Origin of the sequence: Orientia chuto str. Dubai, from assembly GCF_000964595.1 — a bacterium.
GTDB lineage: Bacteria > Pseudomonadota > Alphaproteobacteria > Rickettsiales > Rickettsiaceae > Orientia > Orientia mediorientalis.
In genome coordinates this window covers 1-18,723 of the sequence record NZ_LANP01000012.1, presented here as the reverse complement: position 1 = coordinate 18,723, position 18,723 = coordinate 1, and the positions used below count along the sequence as shown (strand labels likewise).

Annotated in this window: 13 protein-coding genes, 2 rRNA genes and 1 pseudogene; 11 read left to right on the top strand and 5 right to left on the bottom strand. The window is 30.3% G+C overall.

Annotated elements, in window-relative coordinates; genetic code table 11:
• Positions 1-557: 557 nt before the first annotated feature.
• Complete coding sequence (locus tag OCHUTO_RS02415) at positions 558-1,130, bottom strand: hypothetical protein (protein ID WP_045797251.1); 573 nt, start codon at positions 1,128-1,130, stop codon at positions 558-560.
• Positions 1,131-1,349: 219 nt separating this feature from the next.
• Here OCHUTO_RS02415 and OCHUTO_RS02410 point away from each other — a divergent pair, with 219 nt between their 5' ends.
• The 3 genes and pseudogenes from OCHUTO_RS02410 to OCHUTO_RS02400 all read left to right on the top strand — a co-directional run bounded on the left by OCHUTO_RS02410 (position 1,350) and on the right by OCHUTO_RS02400 (position 5,068).
• Entirely contained in the window at positions 1,350-2,276 is a 927-nt protein-coding gene (locus OCHUTO_RS02410; RefSeq protein WP_045797250.1) for an AEC family transporter, read from the top strand.
• 19 nt (positions 2,277-2,295) lie between these two features.
• Positions 2,296-3,569 (top strand): annotated as a pseudogene (locus tag OCHUTO_RS05160) (malic enzyme-like NAD(P)-binding protein); the annotation flags it as partial.
• 290 nt (positions 3,570-3,859) lie between these two features.
• Positions 3,860-5,068 carry a hypothetical protein gene (locus tag OCHUTO_RS02400; RefSeq protein WP_156961278.1) on the top strand — a complete coding sequence of 403 codons (1,209 nt, stop codon included), beginning with the start codon at positions 3,860-3,862 and terminating at the stop codon, positions 5,066-5,068.
• Positions 5,069-7,008: 1,940 nt separating this feature from the next.
• Here OCHUTO_RS02400 and OCHUTO_RS06780 read toward each other — a convergent pair.
• Positions 7,009-7,188: an AI-2E family transporter gene (locus OCHUTO_RS06780; RefSeq protein ID WP_269745477.1), complete on the bottom strand. Its 180-nt coding sequence runs from the start codon at positions 7,186-7,188 to the stop codon at positions 7,009-7,011.
• Positions 7,189-7,223: 35 nt separating this feature from the next.
• On the bottom strand, positions 7,224-8,051 hold the full coding sequence (locus tag OCHUTO_RS02395) for an AI-2E family transporter (protein ID WP_232296944.1): 828 nt from the start codon (positions 8,049-8,051) through the stop codon (positions 7,224-7,226).
• Between the two features lie 98 nt (positions 8,052-8,149).
• Here OCHUTO_RS02395 and OCHUTO_RS02390 point away from each other — a divergent pair, with 98 nt between their 5' ends.
• The 8 genes from OCHUTO_RS02390 (at position 8,150) to murJ (ending at position 17,245) form a co-directional block, all read left to right on the top strand.
• Complete coding sequence (locus OCHUTO_RS02390; RefSeq protein WP_045797248.1) at positions 8,150-8,746, top strand: phosphatidylglycerophosphatase A family protein; 597 nt, start codon at positions 8,150-8,152, stop codon at positions 8,744-8,746.
• 33 nt (positions 8,747-8,779) lie between these two features.
• A complete protein-coding gene (locus OCHUTO_RS02385) occupies positions 8,780-9,280 on the top strand; it encodes a CinA family protein (protein ID WP_045797247.1) in 501 nt (166 codons plus the stop codon).
• Positions 9,281-9,305: 25 nt separating this feature from the next.
• A complete protein-coding gene (gene thyX / locus OCHUTO_RS02380; RefSeq protein WP_045797246.1) occupies positions 9,306-10,211 on the top strand; it encodes an FAD-dependent thymidylate synthase in 906 nt (301 codons plus the stop codon).
• Between the two features lie 183 nt (positions 10,212-10,394).
• Positions 10,395-13,210 (top strand): 23S ribosomal RNA (locus OCHUTO_RS02375).
• 149 nt (positions 13,211-13,359) lie between these two features.
• Positions 13,360-13,473: ribosomal RNA gene (gene rrf / locus OCHUTO_RS02370) — 5S ribosomal RNA — on the top strand.
• Positions 13,474-13,638: 165 nt separating this feature from the next.
• Positions 13,639-13,959, top strand: a complete 321-nt coding sequence (locus OCHUTO_RS02365; protein ID WP_045797245.1) for a hypothetical protein — start codon at positions 13,639-13,641, stop codon at positions 13,957-13,959.
• A gap of 53 nt (positions 13,960-14,012) precedes the next feature.
• Positions 14,013-15,014, top strand: coding sequence for a GTPase ObgE (gene obgE, locus OCHUTO_RS02360; RefSeq protein ID WP_045797244.1), 1,002 nt, complete (start codon positions 14,013-14,015; stop codon positions 15,012-15,014).
• A 716-nt stretch (positions 15,015-15,730) separates the two neighbouring features.
• Entirely contained in the window at positions 15,731-17,245 is a 1,515-nt protein-coding gene (murJ, locus tag OCHUTO_RS02355) for a murein biosynthesis integral membrane protein MurJ (RefSeq protein ID WP_045797243.1), read from the top strand.
• Positions 17,246-17,458: 213 nt separating this feature from the next.
• On the opposite strand, the gene hpf is transcribed toward murJ, so the two are convergent.
• Both hpf and OCHUTO_RS05755 read right to left on the bottom strand, forming a co-directional pair.
• The gene (gene hpf, locus OCHUTO_RS02350; protein ID WP_052694619.1) at positions 17,459-17,794 is read right to left on the bottom strand and encodes a ribosome hibernation-promoting factor, HPF/YfiA family; all 336 of its coding nucleotides are present in this window, start codon (positions 17,792-17,794) and stop codon (positions 17,459-17,461) included.
• Positions 17,795-18,198: 404 nt separating this feature from the next.
• Positions 18,199-18,369 (bottom strand): hypothetical protein, encoded by a 171-nt coding sequence (locus tag OCHUTO_RS05755; RefSeq protein ID WP_156961277.1) that lies wholly within the window; start codon positions 18,367-18,369, stop codon positions 18,199-18,201.
• Positions 18,370-18,723 lie beyond the last annotated feature (354 nt).

Sequence of the window (18,723 nt, the reverse complement as noted above, 5' to 3'; positions counted from 1 at the left end):
TAATTTTTGTAGATATTTATACCATGCGCATCTATCTGTATGTATCTTTTATTGAGGCTGATCTTGTATGGCTAATTGTTTGATGTTTGATTTCCGTATTTCTTGCTTTATGTTGTTTTAACGAATGCAGAACTTATCATTTCTTTACAGGTCATCCTGTTCTAAATGTCTATATTACTGCATTTATAAATATCTGATTATCTATCGCAACATATCTTCTACACATCCTTTCTGCCTAGATAGTAATCTTTCTCTTATATAAAAGATTATTCCTTTTATATCATGTCTGTTATTCCTTGTTCTCAGAGTTTCTTATCTCAAACCTCCACTCTATTAGCAAAAGAATCTGATATATTCTAGAGAAAGGGTTTAATATATAAAAACTTATAGAATATATACATACCATAGGTAAAATTAAGATAGAACTATAATTGACTATATAGTGTTTTTATTAACCTAAAAAAACTTTCTACTTAGAATTACAGCATATTTATATACTCTGTAATTTAGAAATATGAATTACAATTCTAAACTAGAGACTACTTGTTAGAAAAATTTTACTCTTGATCTATCTTATTTTCAAATTCTGTTTTTGTATTACTTATTTTATTGCATAAGCAAGTTGTTTCAGGATTTTTTACTTGTATTTTGACTAGTTTCAATTCTTCCTCAAGCTTATCTATTTTATCTTTAAGATTGCTCAAATCTATATTTGAACGATTAGCTTTTATTTCTTGTTCTTTGTAGTATTCTGCTTTTAGATTTTGATCTAATAATCTATTAGGAATAATTTTATTAGGTAACACTTTAGAAACTTTATATCCTTTTGAAAAATTACAAGATTGGTTTCTTGATAATTTTCCTTCTTTATTTTCTTCTAGCGCTTCTTTGTTTAGCATTTGCCTATACATTTGTCTATTAATAGCAGCTGTATTTGTTGATTCTTCATCCTCTTGATCAAAATCATCATCGAGGTTATTTTGGCTGACATTATGTTGTGCTTTAAGAATATATTTATAATTATACACTGGGAAACGCTTTTCTTTGATAAACTCTGCTGTGTTATTACGCTTGGTAGCTCCAATAAGCACCAGTACTAAAATGATAGTAAAAAAAATAGATCTAATCATAAATTACTTAATAAAATATTTACATAGCAGCAAATATTATGTTAATATATAACTCAAAGGTAACTAGACATGAATTTATTGATTCTGTCTAGAAAAATGTGAAAGTAATAGCAAAGATAATTAGTTTTCAGGTTTAGCCATTATACAATATTTGCATAGAATAAGTAGCTATACTAAAATAATGTAACATACTAAATTACATATAATAAGCATTAAATAATGAATGATATATTTGTAAGCATACTGCCTATATTCATTATTGCAATGCTTGGAATTATTATCAAGCGAACCTGGATTAGTTCAGAAGAATTTTGGCGTGGATTAGAAAAATTATCTTATTTTTTGCTATTTCCATTAGTGTTATTTAATCACACATCTGCAATAGAAACTAGTTCTCATGATTTGCTTAAATTGATTCTACTTTTAATGTTATCAATTGGTATAGTATCTATCATGTTGATAATATATAGAAGAAAAACTCAAGGCTGCAAAAGAATTTTTACATCTATATTTCAGGGGTCAATTAGATTTAATAATTATATTTTTCTAGCATTAAGCCATGGTTTTTTTGGAAGCAAAAAAATGTCTATTGTAGCAATAGTATCAGCTTATATGGTTATTTATACAAATATACTTTCAGTATTAATTTTTAGTATTTATGCTAATAGCCATAATAATCAAATCAAGCCAGATCCTTTTAAGATAATAAAGAATTTTTCTGCCAATCCTCTAATTATTGCTAGTTTGATAGGGTTAACTTTTAATTACTTTGGTATAGTACTCAATGTTGGTATTAAAAATACCATTGATATATTGTCTAATTCAGCATTAGCAATTGGAGTAATGAGTGTTGGAGCTAGGTTGCAATTTAATCTTAATACTAAGCATATGCTGCAAATTATTATAGCGCTTCTCACAAAACTAGTCATTTTGCCATTAATTACTATAATAATATTTTTTATTGCCAATATTACAGGTGATTTAAGAGCAGTTGGAATATTATTTAGTTGCTTGCCACCAGCTAGTACATCATATTTACTGTCTCAACAATTACATGGTGACCCTAATTCTATGGCAACAATCATTACCTTTACTACTGTATTTTCTTTATTGTCTTTATCTATCATTATGTATATTTTTGCTTAAAATTAATTGAAAAATCTTTATGGTAGATAATTTATTAAAAAATAATTCACTAATCTCAAAGCTAAGCCTTGAATATCATAAAATGGATAATATTCCAGGTAAAATAGCTATGGTAGCTACTAAGCCGCTAGCAACGCAGCATGATTTAGCTTTAGCTTATTCTCCAGGTGTATCTGCGCCTTGTATTAAAATTTTCAATGATATCAATACAATTTATGATTACACATCTAGAGGTAATTCAGTTGCAGTAATTTCAAATGGTACAGCAGTTTTAGGATTAGGGAATTTAGGAGCTGCGGCTGCTAAGCCTGTTATGGAAGGTAAAGCAGCATTGTTTAAAAAATTCGCTGATATTAATGCTATGGATCTTGAAGTAGATACTGAAGATCCTGATGAAATTATTAAGCTTATTAAATATCTTAAATATAATTGGGGTGGTATTAATTTGGAAGACATTAAAGCTCCTGAGTGCTTTATTATAGAAAATAAGCTAAAAGAACTTATAGATATTCCAGTTTTTCATGATGATCAACATGGCACAGCTGTGGCAGTTATAGCAGGAATTATTAATGCTGCCGATCTTACAGGACGAAAAAATTTAAAAAATTTAAAAGTTATAATTAACGGGGCTGGAGCTGCTGGCATTGCTTGTGCAGCATTATTAAAGTCTGTAGGTATAGAAAATATCACATTATGTGATAGCCAAGGCGTAATTTTAAAGGCAGAACTAATGGCATGAACATATGGAAAGAAAAATACGCTATTGATACTAAGTGTAGGACTCTTAAAGAAGCAATATTAGGTGCTGATTTATTTTTAGGGTTATCAGTTAAAGGTGCTTTGACGCAAGAAATGTTAGCTACTATGGCTAATAAGCCAATTGTTTTTGCTTTAGCTAATCCAGATCCTGAAATTATGCCTGATGAGGTTAAATTTGTGCGCTCAGATGCTATTGTTGCTACTGGAAGGTCTGATTTTAGCAATCAGATAAATAATGTAATAGTGTTTCCTTATATTTTCAGAGGAGCATTAGATGTTATGGCAACAACAATAAATAATTCAATGAAAATAGCAGCAGCTAAGGGCATTGCTTTGCTTGCTACTCAGTCAGTACCAGATTCAGTTACTAAAGCTCATTTAGGGCGCAAAATGAAATATGGGTTTGATTACATTCTTCCTTCACCATTTGATCCAAGGCTAATTTACACTATTCCGCCATTAGTAGCTGATGCTGCAATACAAACTGGAGTAGCTAGAAAAAATATTAATCTTCAAAAATATAGAGATCACCTTTTTAATAAAGCTAAATTGATGTACTAAAAGTAATTAGTATAAGCAGTTATGATGTCGGTAATAAAAAAATAGCAATTTAGTAATAAACAATTACAAGTTTATAAATAATTTCAAGTTTTAAAAATGAGTTAACATAGATTAATTTACTATTGGTGTATAATTAGTTTTAGTTAACTTTCAATTGCAAAATTATTTAATTTTAATTATAATTAAGCTGATATTCAACTTATAGTTAACTTTGTGTTATATTTATGAAACTTTATTTTAAGATAGCTTGCATATTATTAATTATGTTAATAACACGCAATGCTTATTCTAATTTTGATCTACTTGATAAGTATGGTACTCAAGGTAAGAAATTTTCAGTTTCTATCTCAACTAATGGCATTGAGAATTCTTTAAGCACAATTAATATTCTGGATTTGATAAGCAGTAAATATGGTTGGAATGATAGTATTATTGGAAGAATAATCATAGGTTGCCCTAGTTTTTACATAGCATTGATCAACCATGAAGTTGTAGGACATGGTCGCAGAGCATATGAATTTGGTGGTACAGTAACTAGATATTCTTTTAGTCTATTTAGTGCTGTTACTTATATGAAAAATTTACCAAATATCCATCTGCAACAAAATGATGTGACAACAATTTCAGGTGTGCAAATTAACACCTGCTTAGCAGCTAAAATTGTTAATCAATTACTTACAACTAATCAACCTTTAAATCCAATTACTGCTTGGAGTTATATTTTCAGTGCAGGAAACCAATTTTGGTATATAAGCCATGACGTTACCTTTAATATGCTTCATCGGGCTGGTACTGGGGACTTGAATCAGCATATACAGAATATGGAAAATATTTATGGTGACAACTCAATAAGATCAAAAATACAGTTTCTATCTTTTTTAGATCTCATTGATCCAATGCTATTTGCATCATTGTATACAATTATATCTGGTCAAAATATTAAAGTTCCTATGATACCATTAGGACAGATAAATGGATTAGGAAAAATTGGATTTATGCCTTCAGCAAATCTTATTTTAACTCCATATAATGTACTAGAAAAAAGAATAACAATACATATTAATACTGAATATACTCCAGTAAAAGTAGCATTTGGCTTTGGTCGAGAGTTAAAATCAAATAATCCTGTATCTAATCTTTCGGGTTCGCATTTTTTTACTAAAAAAGATTCTACTTCTCCTAAAATACATGATACTTACTACTTTGAATTTAGTGTTCCTCGACTATTCTCTATAAAAAAAGCTGATCTAGGATTTAGCTTAGCGCTGTGGAGACAACCAGAGTTAATGACACCAGTTCCAAGATATGCTGAAATTAAAAATGGTATTATGGGATTATTAAATTTAACTTTTAAAATAAATAATATGTTGAGCCTTTTTGCTGAGGCTGGTTATAAAACTAAGGGATTTATTTTGGATCAACCTATTGAGGAATGTGCTATCATGAATTTTGCTCTTCGACTAACAGTATAGCATAAAATATTAATGACCTAGCATGTAAAATTTTAAAGTGCTTATATTAAAATATAAATCTTTAAATACGACTAGTATATGCATTATATGAACAATTAAAATAAAAACGATAAAAATATCGTTTAAATATAGCACTTAATATGGTGTAAGCCTTGAGTAGTGTATCACTTTAGAAATTTTAATGACTTCCATTTAATCTAAGTTTTTGATTTATGTAAACATTTTTAATTGTTGAAGCTGTATTCAGTGTACTAATGCTCTTTTACTCTAAACATATAGAACACCGTTCAATATGAAATTCTTTCGTCTATAATTATTTCCCTGAGTATTTGTTGCATTAAGCGCATTAACCACTTATCAATTTTGAATTCTTAATCCAATACTCAGATTAATTAAATAACTAAAAGCAGTATAGAGTTAATTATAGTCCTTTAAAGGGTGATTATTTAGAGATGGAAGCGAAGGTGAACTATAAGTTAACTCTATACTGCTTTGTAAGTAAGTTATTTCAAAATTTTTAAATGTTAAATTAACTTACTTAATACTTAAATCTATACTTTTATATCATAATTATCTACAGTTTTACTATATAGGTAAGCATATAAGTAATAAATAACTGCAGGTTGTGCTAATTACGCAACATTTAACTTAAAAGCAAATTAGATATTAATATAAATATTTAAATATAGCGAGTAAAAAAACAATGGAAATAACCATTATTTACCTTTGATAAAGCTGTTTTCAAATGTTTTTTTGTTATGAAATTATTACAAAAATATTATACTTATATCAATTGGCTATTTAATAAAATCTTAAATACTTAATAAAGTACTTAAGTATTGTGTAACTAAAAAACTTTAAACTATAATAAAGAAGTAAAAAGTTAGTTTTTCTTGATTTATAAACTTTATAAAATCTACTATTAGTGTAAGTTTACTTACTATTCAACCATTAACTATAGCTGTGTTTATAATATTTATCAATATTGCTATATTGCTATTAGACTTAAAAAATTATAAGTAACATCACATCGAGTATTTCAAAACTAAAAGTTAGTTTTTAATATAACATGGGTCCTAGTATATTCATTAACGTATTTAGTATGTAATTTCTCTAAAGTTAGCTTTCTAGCTTTTCTTTTACTTTCTTCTCTATTTTTTTATACACGCTCTTTTTTTCAGAAGTTAGTTGTTTTTCATTGCCTGCAAGAATTATTTAGTAATGATTTGCTTGACCTAAATTTAACAGCTATAAATAATAGTTATTACTTAGCATTCCAGCTTCATCTGCTATTTATCAAACTACTTAATAGCTCTTTTGGATATAACGTTCTGAGTAGCATTTAATCTCCAATACTGCATTATGTATATGAGCGAGCAATATAACTTTTTTATCTGCAATTGATAGTAATCTTATATAATTTTGGCTAAAACATGTGATTTTCCTGTTCCAGCTCTTTTTCTTAGTACTTTAATTCCAAATTACTAATAGGGGTAAATATCATTGTAATAGGACTGTGTGGTTGTTGATTTTATTAGCAATTCTAACTATTCTTGCTGCTTTCTTCTTCTTTTTAACCTCTTAATCGTATAGCATCTACTATCATGGACGTTTTCATGATGTGATTTTACAGTTCTATTAGCAATCACTAGATTGCAATGTTAAACATCTTTTATACTATCCTAAGTTAGATTTTTTGTTTACTTTGCTCTAAATTTTTGTCATTGCTTTGCGAAGCAGCTTTAGCAAATAGTAAAAAAAAACTTTGTGCAACTGCTTGGATTTAATATCCATGTATGCTTCTTATAATCTTTACAAGTGACTTAATTTAGTTGTGTTACTAAATCTTAACAACTATAAGAAATCTTATATGCTATATTTTGAAAGTATATTATACAGTAGTATTTATAATTGCTGAGTAATTTTGAGAGTAGAGCTATTTATCCTAAACTTGTGTTATAAGTGCTTATTATTGTTTTACATAAAATTTTGATTATAATAGCAATTGGAATCGCAAAAAATATTCCTATAAGTCCAAGATACTGGTTACAAGTTAATACTGAAAAATATATCCACACAGGGTGTAATCCAACTTTGCTGCCTATAAGTTTAGGGGTCAGGAAGTGACTTTCTAAAATGTGGCTAGCAATATAAATTATAATATATAAAGTAAACTTAATGATAAACCAAACTTAGCAAAACATGTTATTAATGCTATGCTTGTTGAGATGATTATTCCAACTATAGGTATTATAATTGTAATACCTGAAAATAATCCTATGATTAAGGAGAAATCTAAATTTATTAAGAGTAGTGATATACTATAAAAAATTGATAATATTATACAAATATTCAGTTGCCCTTGCGCATATGCTAACAGTGAAGTATTTATATTAGTAGCTATTTTGTTAATATGTGCAATACCTTGCTGAGGAAGTATAGAATTAATGGTATTGATAATTAGCTTCCAGTCTCTGAGAAAATAAAACAGTATTATACTACTAAGTCCTACTGTAATAATACTGTGTATAGTAGTAATAGTATATTGCCAAATATGATTTAAAATATGAGTTAGTATCAGAATCCAGCTATTTATTATTTCATTTAGCATGTGCTTGATGTTTTTATTAATGATATTATCAAGATTGTTAATGGTATTACTAGAGTCTATGAAATTTTGTATGTTCTCTTTATAAATTGGAATATTACTAACTAATAAAGCTATTTGTTTATAAATAATTGGCATTAGTACTAATATTGCTGCAGTTATAGTAGTTAAAAATATTCCAAATACCATTAATACTATTGAGTTTCGCGATAATTTTAGTTTTATTTGTAATTTTTCTACTAGTGGATTAAGTATATAAGCTAAAACTGCAGCTGCTAAGAATGGAGTAGCTATATTGATTAAAAAATAGCATAAAGATAACGTTATTGCTGTAATTAAAAAATATAATAGGTAATTGTTTGCTTTTATTATCATGTAATAATGATTTTTAGTTATAATTTATCTTTTCTAGAATAGAAGAAAGCAATAATTTTTACATTTATTTTAGTATAAAATATGAAATAATAATATATATGATTAAATTTATAGAATTGATAGTAACTTTTTTCTATTTTGGGAAATTTAAATTTGCTCCAGGGACTTTAGGTTCTTTAATAGCTTTGCCTATGAGTTTATTAGTGTATAAGTGTTTGCCAGTGTATAAGCTTGATCAATTTAACATAACAATGCTCGTTGTTATTGTTATATTATTTATTATTGGTAGTTTATTTTGCCAGGTATATATTGAATATTATGGAGTACATGATCCTAGAGAGATGATTATTGATGAAGTAGTTGGGCAAATGTTAGCTGTTATGTTAGTAATACCTTTAGTAACCCAGATTAGTTCAAGTTCAGTGCTAGCTTTATTAGTGGAGTTACTGCGTGATACTGTAATTTTTATAAGCAATAGTTTATTTGGTATAAACTATATGAAAGAATTTAAAGATTATACTTTAGCTACTTTATTAATGTTGATATTAATATTTTTTAGGTTTTTTGATATAGTTAAACCATGGCCTGTATGTTTTATAGATCGCAATCTTAACAATGGAGTAGGGGTAATGTTAGATGATATTATTGCTGGATTGATGGCAGCTATAATGGTATATATTTTGGTTAGAGTATAGGAATTATTAATCAATATTTCTTTAATAAGTTTTATGCAGTTGGATGATACAATAATTGCTCAAGTTAACGAGATATATAACTTTTTAATTTCAAATAATAAAGACTTATTGATATCAACTGCTGAATCTTGTACAGGAGGAATGCTAGCTGCTTACATTACTTCAGTTTCTGGGGCATCACAAATCTTTCAATCTGGCATTATAGTGTATTCTAATATATCTAAAGTAAAATTACTAAAGTTGCCACAATATATTTTATCAACTTATGGCTCAGTATCGGCAGAATGTGCGATTGCTATGGCTGAAAATTGTAAAATTATTATGGGGAGCGATATTGCTATATCGATTACTGGTAACGCAGGGCCATCAACCGAGCAAGACCAAGTAGGGCTAGTTTATTTTGGAGTATGTGCTACTAGTTCTAAAAGTTATAAACGAAATTTTAATGGGGATAGAAATCAAATTCGTAATCAGATGTGTCAATGTGCTTTAGAGTTGCTACGTAATTATTTATATTGCTATAATGATTTGTAATTAAATAACTTAAATAGGATGTTAAATGGAATTAAAACAAAGTACTACAAAAAGAAATAGTGTTAGCGCTTTAGAAGCAATATTATATAATGAAATAAAAGTATTAGACCATGGGTTTGTAAGGGTTGTAGATTATATGGGAGATGATTCCTCAGTAGTACAGGCTGCTAGAGTTTCTTATGGCCGTGGAACAAAGCAAGTCTCTCAGGATAGAGGATTAATAAGATATTTAATGCGACATAGACATACAACACCATTTGAGATGTGTGATATTAAGTTTCATATTAAATTGCCGATTTTTGTAGCTAGGCAGTGGATTAGGCATCGTACAGCAAGTGTTAATGAATATTCAGCTCGTTATTCTATTTTAGCGAAAGAATTTTATTTGCCAAGAAAGGAAGATTTAGCTCCTCAATCTATAACTAATAAGCAGGGAAGGGCAGAAGAAAAAATAAATGAGCGATGGTCTAGGAGAGTTCTAGAAATATTAAAAAATGATGCTGAAACATGCTATCAACATTATGAGGAAATGCTTAATGAGGATAGTAAAGGGGAAGTGATTAATTCTCAAAATATTGGAATTGCAAGGGAGTTAGCTAGAATTAATTTACCTATAAATTATTATACAGAATGGTATTGGAAAGTAAATTTACATAATCTATTACATTTTCTTTCTTTAAGAGGAAGTATAAATGCTCAATATGAAATTAGAGCTTATGCAAAAACAATAATTGATATAGTAAAGCTTTGGGTTCCTTGTAGCTTTGAAGCATTTGAAGATTATGTATTGCACTCAGCGCTAATATCAAAAGGCGGATTGGAAGTAATTCGAAAAATGATAAGAGGAGAGAAGGTTAGTATGGAGGATAGTAAACTTTCAAGAAGAGAATGGGAAGAGTTAATGGAAATAATTAACACTTCTCAAAAATAAGAATATCTCTTGACATCAAAAAAAAAAGCTATATAAATGATATGAGCAAGAGTAAAATATTTATATCTTGTAGCTGTTTAATAAGTAAATAAAGTTATCCAATATAAATAACAAAAATAAAATTACTGTTAGATACAAAACAATTTTTAGAATTAGTTCTGTATGCATTTAGTAATTTCAAGTAGTTAAAAACAAAAGGGCATTTGGTGGATGCCTTGGCGCTAGAAGGCGATGAAGGACGTAATACGTTGCGATAAGCTTCGGGGAGCTGCGAATGAGCTTTGATCCGGAGATTTCCGAATGGGGGAACCCACTTGATTTATCAAGTATTATATAATGAATAAAATAGTTATATAAAGCAAACCCAGCGAATTGAAATATCTTAGTAGCTGGAGGAAAGGACATCAATTGAGACTCCGTTAGTAGTGACGAGCGAAAGCGGACCAGGCCAGTAGTATCAAAAAAATAACTAGAATAATATGGAAAGATTAGTAATATAGGGTGATAGCCCCGTATAGGTAAAAATTTTTGATATTCTTGAGTAAAGCGAGACACGTGAAATCTTGTTTGAAGATGGGGGGACCACCCTCCAAGCCTAAGTACTCTCTAGCGACCGATAGTGTACTAGTACTGTGAAGGAAAGGTGAAAAGAACCCCGGTTAGGGGAGTGAAATAGATCTGAAACCAAGTGCCTACAACCAGTCGGAGCGGGTTATATAATGATGATATAGTTTAATTAAGCAATTAATTTATTATATTGTTATTATTATAGCTTGTGACGGCGTACCTTTTGTATAATGGGTCAGCGAGTTAATTTATTAAGCAAGCTTAAGCTGTTAAGTGTAGGCGTAGCGAAAGCGAGTCTGAATAGGGCGATTAAGTTTAATGAATTAGACCCGAAACCGAGTGATCTAGCCATGGCCAGGCTGAAGGTAAAGTAATATTTACTGAAGGGCCGAACCCGTTAATGTTGAAAAATTATGGGATGAGCTGTGGCTAGGGGTGAAAGGCTAATCAAACTCGGATATATCTGGTTCTCCGCGAAATCTATTTAGGTAGAGCGTTATGTGTTTGTTATTGAAGGTAGAGCACTGAATAAGCTAGGGGGTCATACAGACTTACCAAACTTAATCAAACTCCGAATGTCAATAAAGTATAGCATAATAGACAGACTGTGGGCGCTAAGGTTCATAGTCAAGAGGGAAACAGCCCAGATCGTCATCTAAGGTCCCTAAATCATAGCTAAGTGTTAAAGGATGTGAAAAGACCAAAACAACTAGGAAGTTGGCTTAGAAGCAGCCATCTTTTAAAGAAAGCGTAACAGCTCACTAGTCTAGATAAGTTTTTTTGCGCTAACAATGTAACGGGGCTCAAGCTATGTACCGAAGATACGAACTTAATATTATTTTTATAATGTTAAGTGGTAGCGGAGCGTTCTGTAAGCCTGAGAAGGTGAACCGTGAGGTTTGCTGGAGGTATCAGAAGTGAGAATGCTGACATAAGTAACGATAAAAAATGTGAGAAACATTTTCGCCGAAAATCTAAGGTTTCCTGCGTAAAGCTAATCTGCGCAGGGTTAGTCGGTCCCTAAGGTGAGGCTGAGAGGCGTAGCTAATGGGAATCAGGTTAATATTCCTGAACCTAAGAGATGTGACGAAAGTAAGACATTGTATAGGCTTAATGGATTGTCTATGCAGTTAATATTTTCCAGGAAATAGCACTCTTAAATTAAGACCGTACCAGAAACCAACACAGGTAGATAGGTAGAGTATACCAAGGCGCTTGAGAGAACGATGCTGAAGGAACTAGGCAAATTGCATCCGTAACTTTGGAAGAAGGATGACCTATATATGGGCAACCAATTATAGGTGGCACAGGCTAGGGGGTAGCGACTGTTTAATAAAAACACAGGACTCTGCAAAGTCAATAGACGAGGTATAGGGTCTGACGCCTGCCCGGTGCTGGAAGATTAAAAGGAGGAGTGCAAGCTCTGAATTGAAGTCCCAGTGAACGGCGGCCGTAACTATGACGGTCCTAAGGTAGCGAAATTCCTTGTCGGGTAAGTTCCGACCTGCACGAATGGCGTAACGACTTCCCCGCTGTCTCCAGTATCGACTCAGTGAAATTGAATTCTCCGTGAAAATGCGGAGTTCCCACGGTTAGACGGAAAGACCCCGTGAACCTTTACTACAGCTTTGTATTGGTATTAGAAGTTAAATGTGCAGGATAGGTGGGAGGCTATGAAGCAATGACGCCAGTTATTGTGGAGCCGCCGTTGAGATACCACTTTTTTAATTTTTGATATCTAACTGAGTCCCTTGAATCAGGGATCAAGACAGTGCATGGTGGGTAGTTTGACTGGGGCGGTCGCCTCCCAAAGAGTAACGGAGGCGCGCGAAGGTTAGCTCAAGTTGGTCGGAAATCAACTGTTGAGTGTAATGGCATAAGCTAGCCTGACTGTGAGTCTGACAAGACGAGCAGAGACGAAAGTCGGTCATAGTGATCCGGTGGTTCCGAGTGGAAGGGCCATCGCTCAACGAATAAAAGGTACTCCGGGGATAACAGGCTAATGATTTCCAAGAGTCCATATCGACGAAATCGTTTGGCACCTCGATGTCGGCTCATCACATCCCGGGGCTGGAGAATGTCCCAAAGGTTCGGCTGTTCGCCGATTAAAGTGGTACGTGAGCTGGGTTTAGAACGTCGTGAGACAGTTTGGTCCCTATCTGCCGTGGGTGTTGGAGATTTGAGAGGGCCTGCCTTTAGTACGAGAGGACCGAGGTGGACGTACCTATGGTGTACCAGTTGTCGCGCCAGCGGCACAGCTGGGTAGCTAAGTACGGAAGAGATAACTGCTGAATGCATCTAAGCAGGAAGCTTGCCTCAAGACTAGATCTCCCCATTAAAGCCGTGGAAGATTACCACGTTGATAGGCCAGGTGTGTAAGTACGGCAACGTATTAAGCTAACTGGTACTAATAGCTTGATTGATTTAATTACTTTGAAACTTGTATACAGTGCTAGTTCTAAATTATTATTATTTCTAGGAAATTTTATTTTTTAGTTATTTACATATATAGCTTTATTTTGCTTAGCAGTGGCTTTATAGGTTAAGTTATTTAGTATTATTCTACAGCCTATATGTCTAGCCTGGTGGTTATAATTATGAGTGATACATACGATCCCATTCCGAACTCGATCATGAAACCTCATAATGCTGATGGTACTATGTTAAAACATGGGAGAGTAAGTTGCTGCCAGGCTTGATATATAGTTATACTATTGCTGTTTATAGCCTCTAAGGCTATTGCTGCATTCTAATTTTTTTGAGCTAAATTATAAGATAGCTTTTTTAAGTGTAAAATAAGTGTAAAATAAGTGTAAAATAATTAACATAAAATTAAACTAAAACCTGGTAATTGATTTCTATGTTTACTAATATTAGCACAAATTTAGGTTCTATTGGTCATGGAGGTAATGGCGCTAATATGGAAAGTGTATATAGTGCTATGTTTAGTGAAGTAAGACCACTAAGTGTTAATCAATTACTTTCAGAAAGTCATACAATCAAGATGCTTACATTAGGATTAGATAGTATTTTTTCAGCAGCATCCTCAATTTATGGTCAAAGTTTTAGGTCAGTGCTTCAATTTGCTGATTTAAGTGGTTCAGTTAGTGGGTTTAGTGTTCCACTTGCTTCTATTTTTTCTAGTAAGGGAAAATCTAGTGGCAGAGTATCAGCTAGATAGATCAATATAGCTAAATTTTTGATGCTATGTGTAGAGTTTTATTTTATTAAATTATGCAGTTTATAGATGAAGCAAAAATTTATATAAAAGGTGGCGATGGGGGAGATGGGTGTGTAAGCTTTAGGAGGGAGAAATTTATTCCTAATGGCGGTCCTGATGGTGGAAATGGTGGTTGTGGTGGTGATATTACTTTTGTTAGTGACCGCCATTTAAATACTCTTATAAATTTTAAATTTAAACAGCATTTTCGAGCTCAAAATGGTAGAAGAGGAGAAGGAAATAATAGAACTGGAAAATCTGGGCAAAAGTTAATTCTTAAGGTGCCTGTTGGTACACAAATTTTAAGTAATAATAAAGAACAGATAATTTTTGATTTAAGTAATGATGAACAAGAATTTACAATTATTAAAGGAGGTAAGGGAGGTTTAGGGAATACTAATTTTAAATCCTCAATTAATCAAAGTCCTAGAGAAAGGACTACAGGGGAAATTGGAAGTTCGATGTGGGTATGGTTGCATTTAAAATTGTTATCTGATGTTGGATTAGTAGGATTACCTAATGCGGGTAAATCTACTTTTTTATCAGCAATTACTTCTGCTAGGCCTAAGATTGCTAATTATCCATTTACTACTTTAAGCCCAAATTTAGGGGTGGTATATATTAATAATGATAGTTTTATTGTTGCTGATATTCCAGGATTAATTACTGGAGCACATCTTGGACGAGGGTTAGGAGATAAGTTCTTAAAGCATATTGAGAGATGCCGTATTATAGTGCATTTACTTGATGTAACTGCAGAAAATTTAGTACAAAATTATTATACTATCCGTGATGAACTTTCATCATACTCGTTAGCTCTTAGAGATAAAAGAGAGATTTTATGTCTTACTAAGATTGATACTCAATCTAAAGAAGTCACAATTCCTAAATTGTTAGAGCTACAAAAAGCAGTTGATAGAGTAATATATCCAATATCATCCTATACTAAAGATGGAATAAGAAAATTATTAACTAGTATTTTAGCTATATTAAATCATAATGAGGAGCTACTGTGAGGTTATATTAGATAGAAGGTCTAGTGTGCTTAAAGTAATGAGCAACTAAGGGAGATTTTTTTATGAATGAGAAAAAAAGTATTCTATACTTAGTAAGTATTCTATACTTAGTGATGTCTTGTATGTTTAAGCTCAGGAGTATTTTTAATATAAAGAATACAGTTTCAATAATTGAAACATTTTTTCAACTTTTTAACTAAAGGTAGGGGTTTATTTTTTATATTTTTCTTTATATATTACCAGCTTCAATTCCTTACTCTACAAATAGAAAATAATTCTTGTTTTAAATAACCTTTATCACAAAATAATAAATCAGTAATTGCTCTTTTGTCTATGAATTGGGCTTAATTGGGCTTATATTATCTACATTTGCTTTATAGTTATTTTAAAGCCTTGCATTTGCCATTGTTTATTTAACAAAATTATAACAAAGCAATTTATAGGGCTGTTATATCTTTTTATTGGATGTATCCTTTTCTTTGAGAATTTTTTTACTTTTCTATTAGGAGAATCTTTTATCCTTTTCAAACTAACTATTTTTATTTAAGTTTACCTCTCTAAGTCCTTTTATCTAATCTAAAACTGAGGTTGATAAGTTAATACTCTTTAAAATTAAAAATAAGTAACATTGCTGTTTTTAAAATTTATGATATTATTGGGAAGCTCTAGTTCATAAATTTGCTATTTAAGAGTCAATTGTAATACAGGATAAAGTCTTGAAATTATTAAAATCTAGCATTGTAGTAGCGATCTTAACCATTATTTCAAGAATTTCAGGATTTTTACGCGAGCTTTTTATTGCTTCTTTATTTGGTGTTAGTGAATTATCAGATAGTGTTTTATTTGCATTAAAGTTGCCTAACTTGATGCGTATTGCTTTAGGAGAAAAAGCATTTTTTTATAATTTTGTGTCGTTCTTCAGTGCAAAATTGATAGATTCTAGGAAATCTGCAGAGCAATTTGCTAGCAATATTTTTACTATATTTATTATTTTTTTAATTGCACTTGTAATTTTTATTCAGCTTATCATGCCATGTATTATATTTGTATGTGTTCCTGGTTTTTTATCTATTGAAAGTAAGATGAAAATTACAATTTTATTATGTAGAATAACGATTTTTTACACTATATTAGCTTCGATAGTAGTATTTATCGGTGAAGTGTTAAACTCAATAGGTAAATTTACTATTTTAGCTTTTTCTCCAGTTTTTTTAAATTTATTTATTATAGTAGGAACATATTTTAGTAGTAATTTTACTTCATTGGAAGTAGCAATTTGTTGCTCAGTAATTATAGCTGGCTTTGTACAAGTATTATTTATGTATTTTCATTTAAGGCGAGCTAGGATTAAATTATTTTTTAAGCTTGATAAATTAGATGAAAGTGTAAAATCTTTTGGAAATAAGTTGGTTTATTCAATGCTAAGTTCTGGGGTATCACAAGTTAGTAATTTTATTTCTCAAGGTATATCTAGTTTTTTTTCAGGTGGAATATCAGTCCTATCATATGCAGATAGGATTTATCAGCTACCTTTAGCAATTGTAGGCATAAGTATTAACACAGTTTTATTACCAGAATTATCAAAGCTATATAAACAAGGATTAGTTAATCAAGCTGCTATATTGCAAAAAGATATGATAAATTTTAGTTGTTTTTTAGCATTACCTACTGCTGTTATAATTGGAATGTTGTCAAATCCAATTACTGAATTAGTTTATCAGTGTGGAACATTTACAATAGCAAATATTCAAAAAATATCTTTAGTAATTACTATTTCTACCATTGGATTACCAACGTATATTATTGCTAAGGTTATAACTCCAGTATTTTATGCAAATCACGATACTAAAACACCTATGCAAATTGCTATATGTTCATCTTTATTAAATATCATTCTTAGTATATTATTAATGCAATTTTTTGGTTATATTAGTATTGTTTTAAGTAATTCAATATCACTGTGGGTTAATATTATATTGGTATTAGTTGCTACTAATAAATATGGATATTATAAGTTTACAAAATCAACTGTTATATTTATAGCCAAGTTGTTAATATCATGCATAATTATGGCGGTAACAATTTACTTTATAAGTAATATTATGTTATATAATAAAGCTACTATTCTATTTAAAATAATTTCGCTACTAACTAAAATTGTTACTGGAGGGTTGGCATATCTTATTTCTTGCTTTATATTAAAAGTTCACCATAGTATTTATATAACTTAATTCCTTAATCTTAATAGGCTATTATCAATTTTTTTTACATATTTTTTTAGTAGTAAATCTCTATTAATTATGTTGTTTAATTTACTTATGAGTTTTGCTTTTTAAAGCATATTTTTGACTACAGATGCTAACACAAAATATAACAAGTATAAATGCGTAAAAGTAGCAATTTACAATGCTAAATTAGATATAGCTAAAAATTAGCTATATCTTTTATGACTGACAAAGTTTTGTTTTGCCATGATTATCTTTAAGTTTAGATTTGTATCGTCTAAGTTGTTGTTCTAATTTAGTACATGCAAGATCAAAACTCGCAAATATATTATTTGAGTGCCCTGTACTATTAATGATACGATGATTTTTGGTAATAGGATTAACTATAATATGACATTTAAACTGATTGTGTTCTTCCTTACTAAAATGAACGTTTGGAGCTTTTACATTATCAAAATACTTATTAGCTACTACAACAAGCTTATTATTAACATATTGATTTAAATTAAATTTTAAATAATTATATTGTGGTAATCCAGAAATTATAATATTCATAAATTAAATTCCTCCAATTTATGTTATTATACTTAAAATTATACCTCTATTTAGTAAAATATGAAAAGATATTTTATCATGTGAAAAATATGTTCTTTAACCTCAGTTTAGGATTAGATATGAAGAAAACGGCTAAACAAAACAAATAAGAGATACTCTATAAAAAACTTTGATTATGGATTTTAGAATTAATAGAAATATTTTATTTAGTTAGATAGAAATATAGAAAACAGGAGCTAAAGATAGGAGCATATCTATGCATTAGATATGCAGAAAAAAAGCAAGGGAATACAAACATTACTGGCGTAAGACGAAAGAAATAGATCCGAGAGAAGTAAGAAAAAAATATATAGAGGAAAATGAGAAGCGTATAAAAGAAAAACAAGAGATAACATTTGAAGAGGTTAAAATTTTATAAGCCATATCAGCTTCGAAAGTGCTAGTTTAAGCTTTAACTGACCTTCTTTACTAGGATCTGGGCTCATTTTAATAAGATTTCCTATATCATTAAATTTAAAGTTACCACTATCTGCTTTGTCAGTATCACGTAATTCATTTGCTAACGCTTTTGCCATATAGTTATGTTGAACTCTCTATTAGACTTATATTGCAATGTAAGTGCATCTTTTGGTGTTTAGGTATTAGTGGATAAAATTCTTCTAGCCTTTTTCTTTTGAAATAGCATTTTTCATCATTCAACACTCTGAGAATATTTAATGATTCATGTCTACCATCTTCAATTGAAATTTGTACATCATTTTTAAAATCATTTTGAAATTCATTTATTGGTTATATATCGCATACTATATGTTGCACTTTTTGTCTCCAAAAATACAGCTATAGCAGGTAGTTTTAGAATATTTTTATAAATTATTCTAAAATTGTTATTCAAAAGGTCGAATATAGGGGCATAATCATTATAACTATAT

Bases quoted from the DNA above. Each gene is read 5' to 3' on its own strand.
- OCHUTO_RS02385 (WP_045797247.1), top strand. From the start codon at position 8,780: ATGCAGTTGGATGATACAATAATTGCTCAAGTTAACGAGATATATAAC.
- OCHUTO_RS02365 (WP_045797245.1), top strand. From the start codon at position 13,639: ATGTTTACTAATATTAGCACAAATTTAGGTTCTATTGGTCATGGAGGT.
- OCHUTO_RS02415 (WP_045797251.1), bottom strand. From the start codon at position 1,130: ATGATTAGATCTATTTTTTTTACTATCATTTTAGTACTGGTGCTTATT.
- OCHUTO_RS02390 (WP_045797248.1), top strand. From the start codon at position 8,150: ATGATTAAATTTATAGAATTGATAGTAACTTTTTTCTATTTTGGGAAA.
- OCHUTO_RS02400 (WP_156961278.1), top strand. From the start codon at position 3,860: ATGTTAATAACACGCAATGCTTATTCTAATTTTGATCTACTTGATAAG.
- hpf (WP_052694619.1), bottom strand. From the start codon at position 17,794: ATGAATATTATAATTTCTGGATTACCACAATATAATTATTTAAAATTT.
- OCHUTO_RS02395 (WP_232296944.1), bottom strand. From the start codon at position 8,051: ATGATAATAAAAGCAAACAATTACCTATTATATTTTTTAATTACAGCA.
- OCHUTO_RS02410 (WP_045797250.1), top strand. From the start codon at position 1,350: ATGAATGATATATTTGTAAGCATACTGCCTATATTCATTATTGCAATG.
- obgE (WP_045797244.1), top strand. From the start codon at position 14,013: ATGCAGTTTATAGATGAAGCAAAAATTTATATAAAAGGTGGCGATGGG.
- OCHUTO_RS05755 (WP_156961277.1), bottom strand. From the start codon at position 18,369: ATGGCAAAAGCGTTAGCAAATGAATTACGTGATACTGACAAAGCAGAT.
- thyX (WP_045797246.1), top strand. From the start codon at position 9,306: ATGGAATTAAAACAAAGTACTACAAAAAGAAATAGTGTTAGCGCTTTA.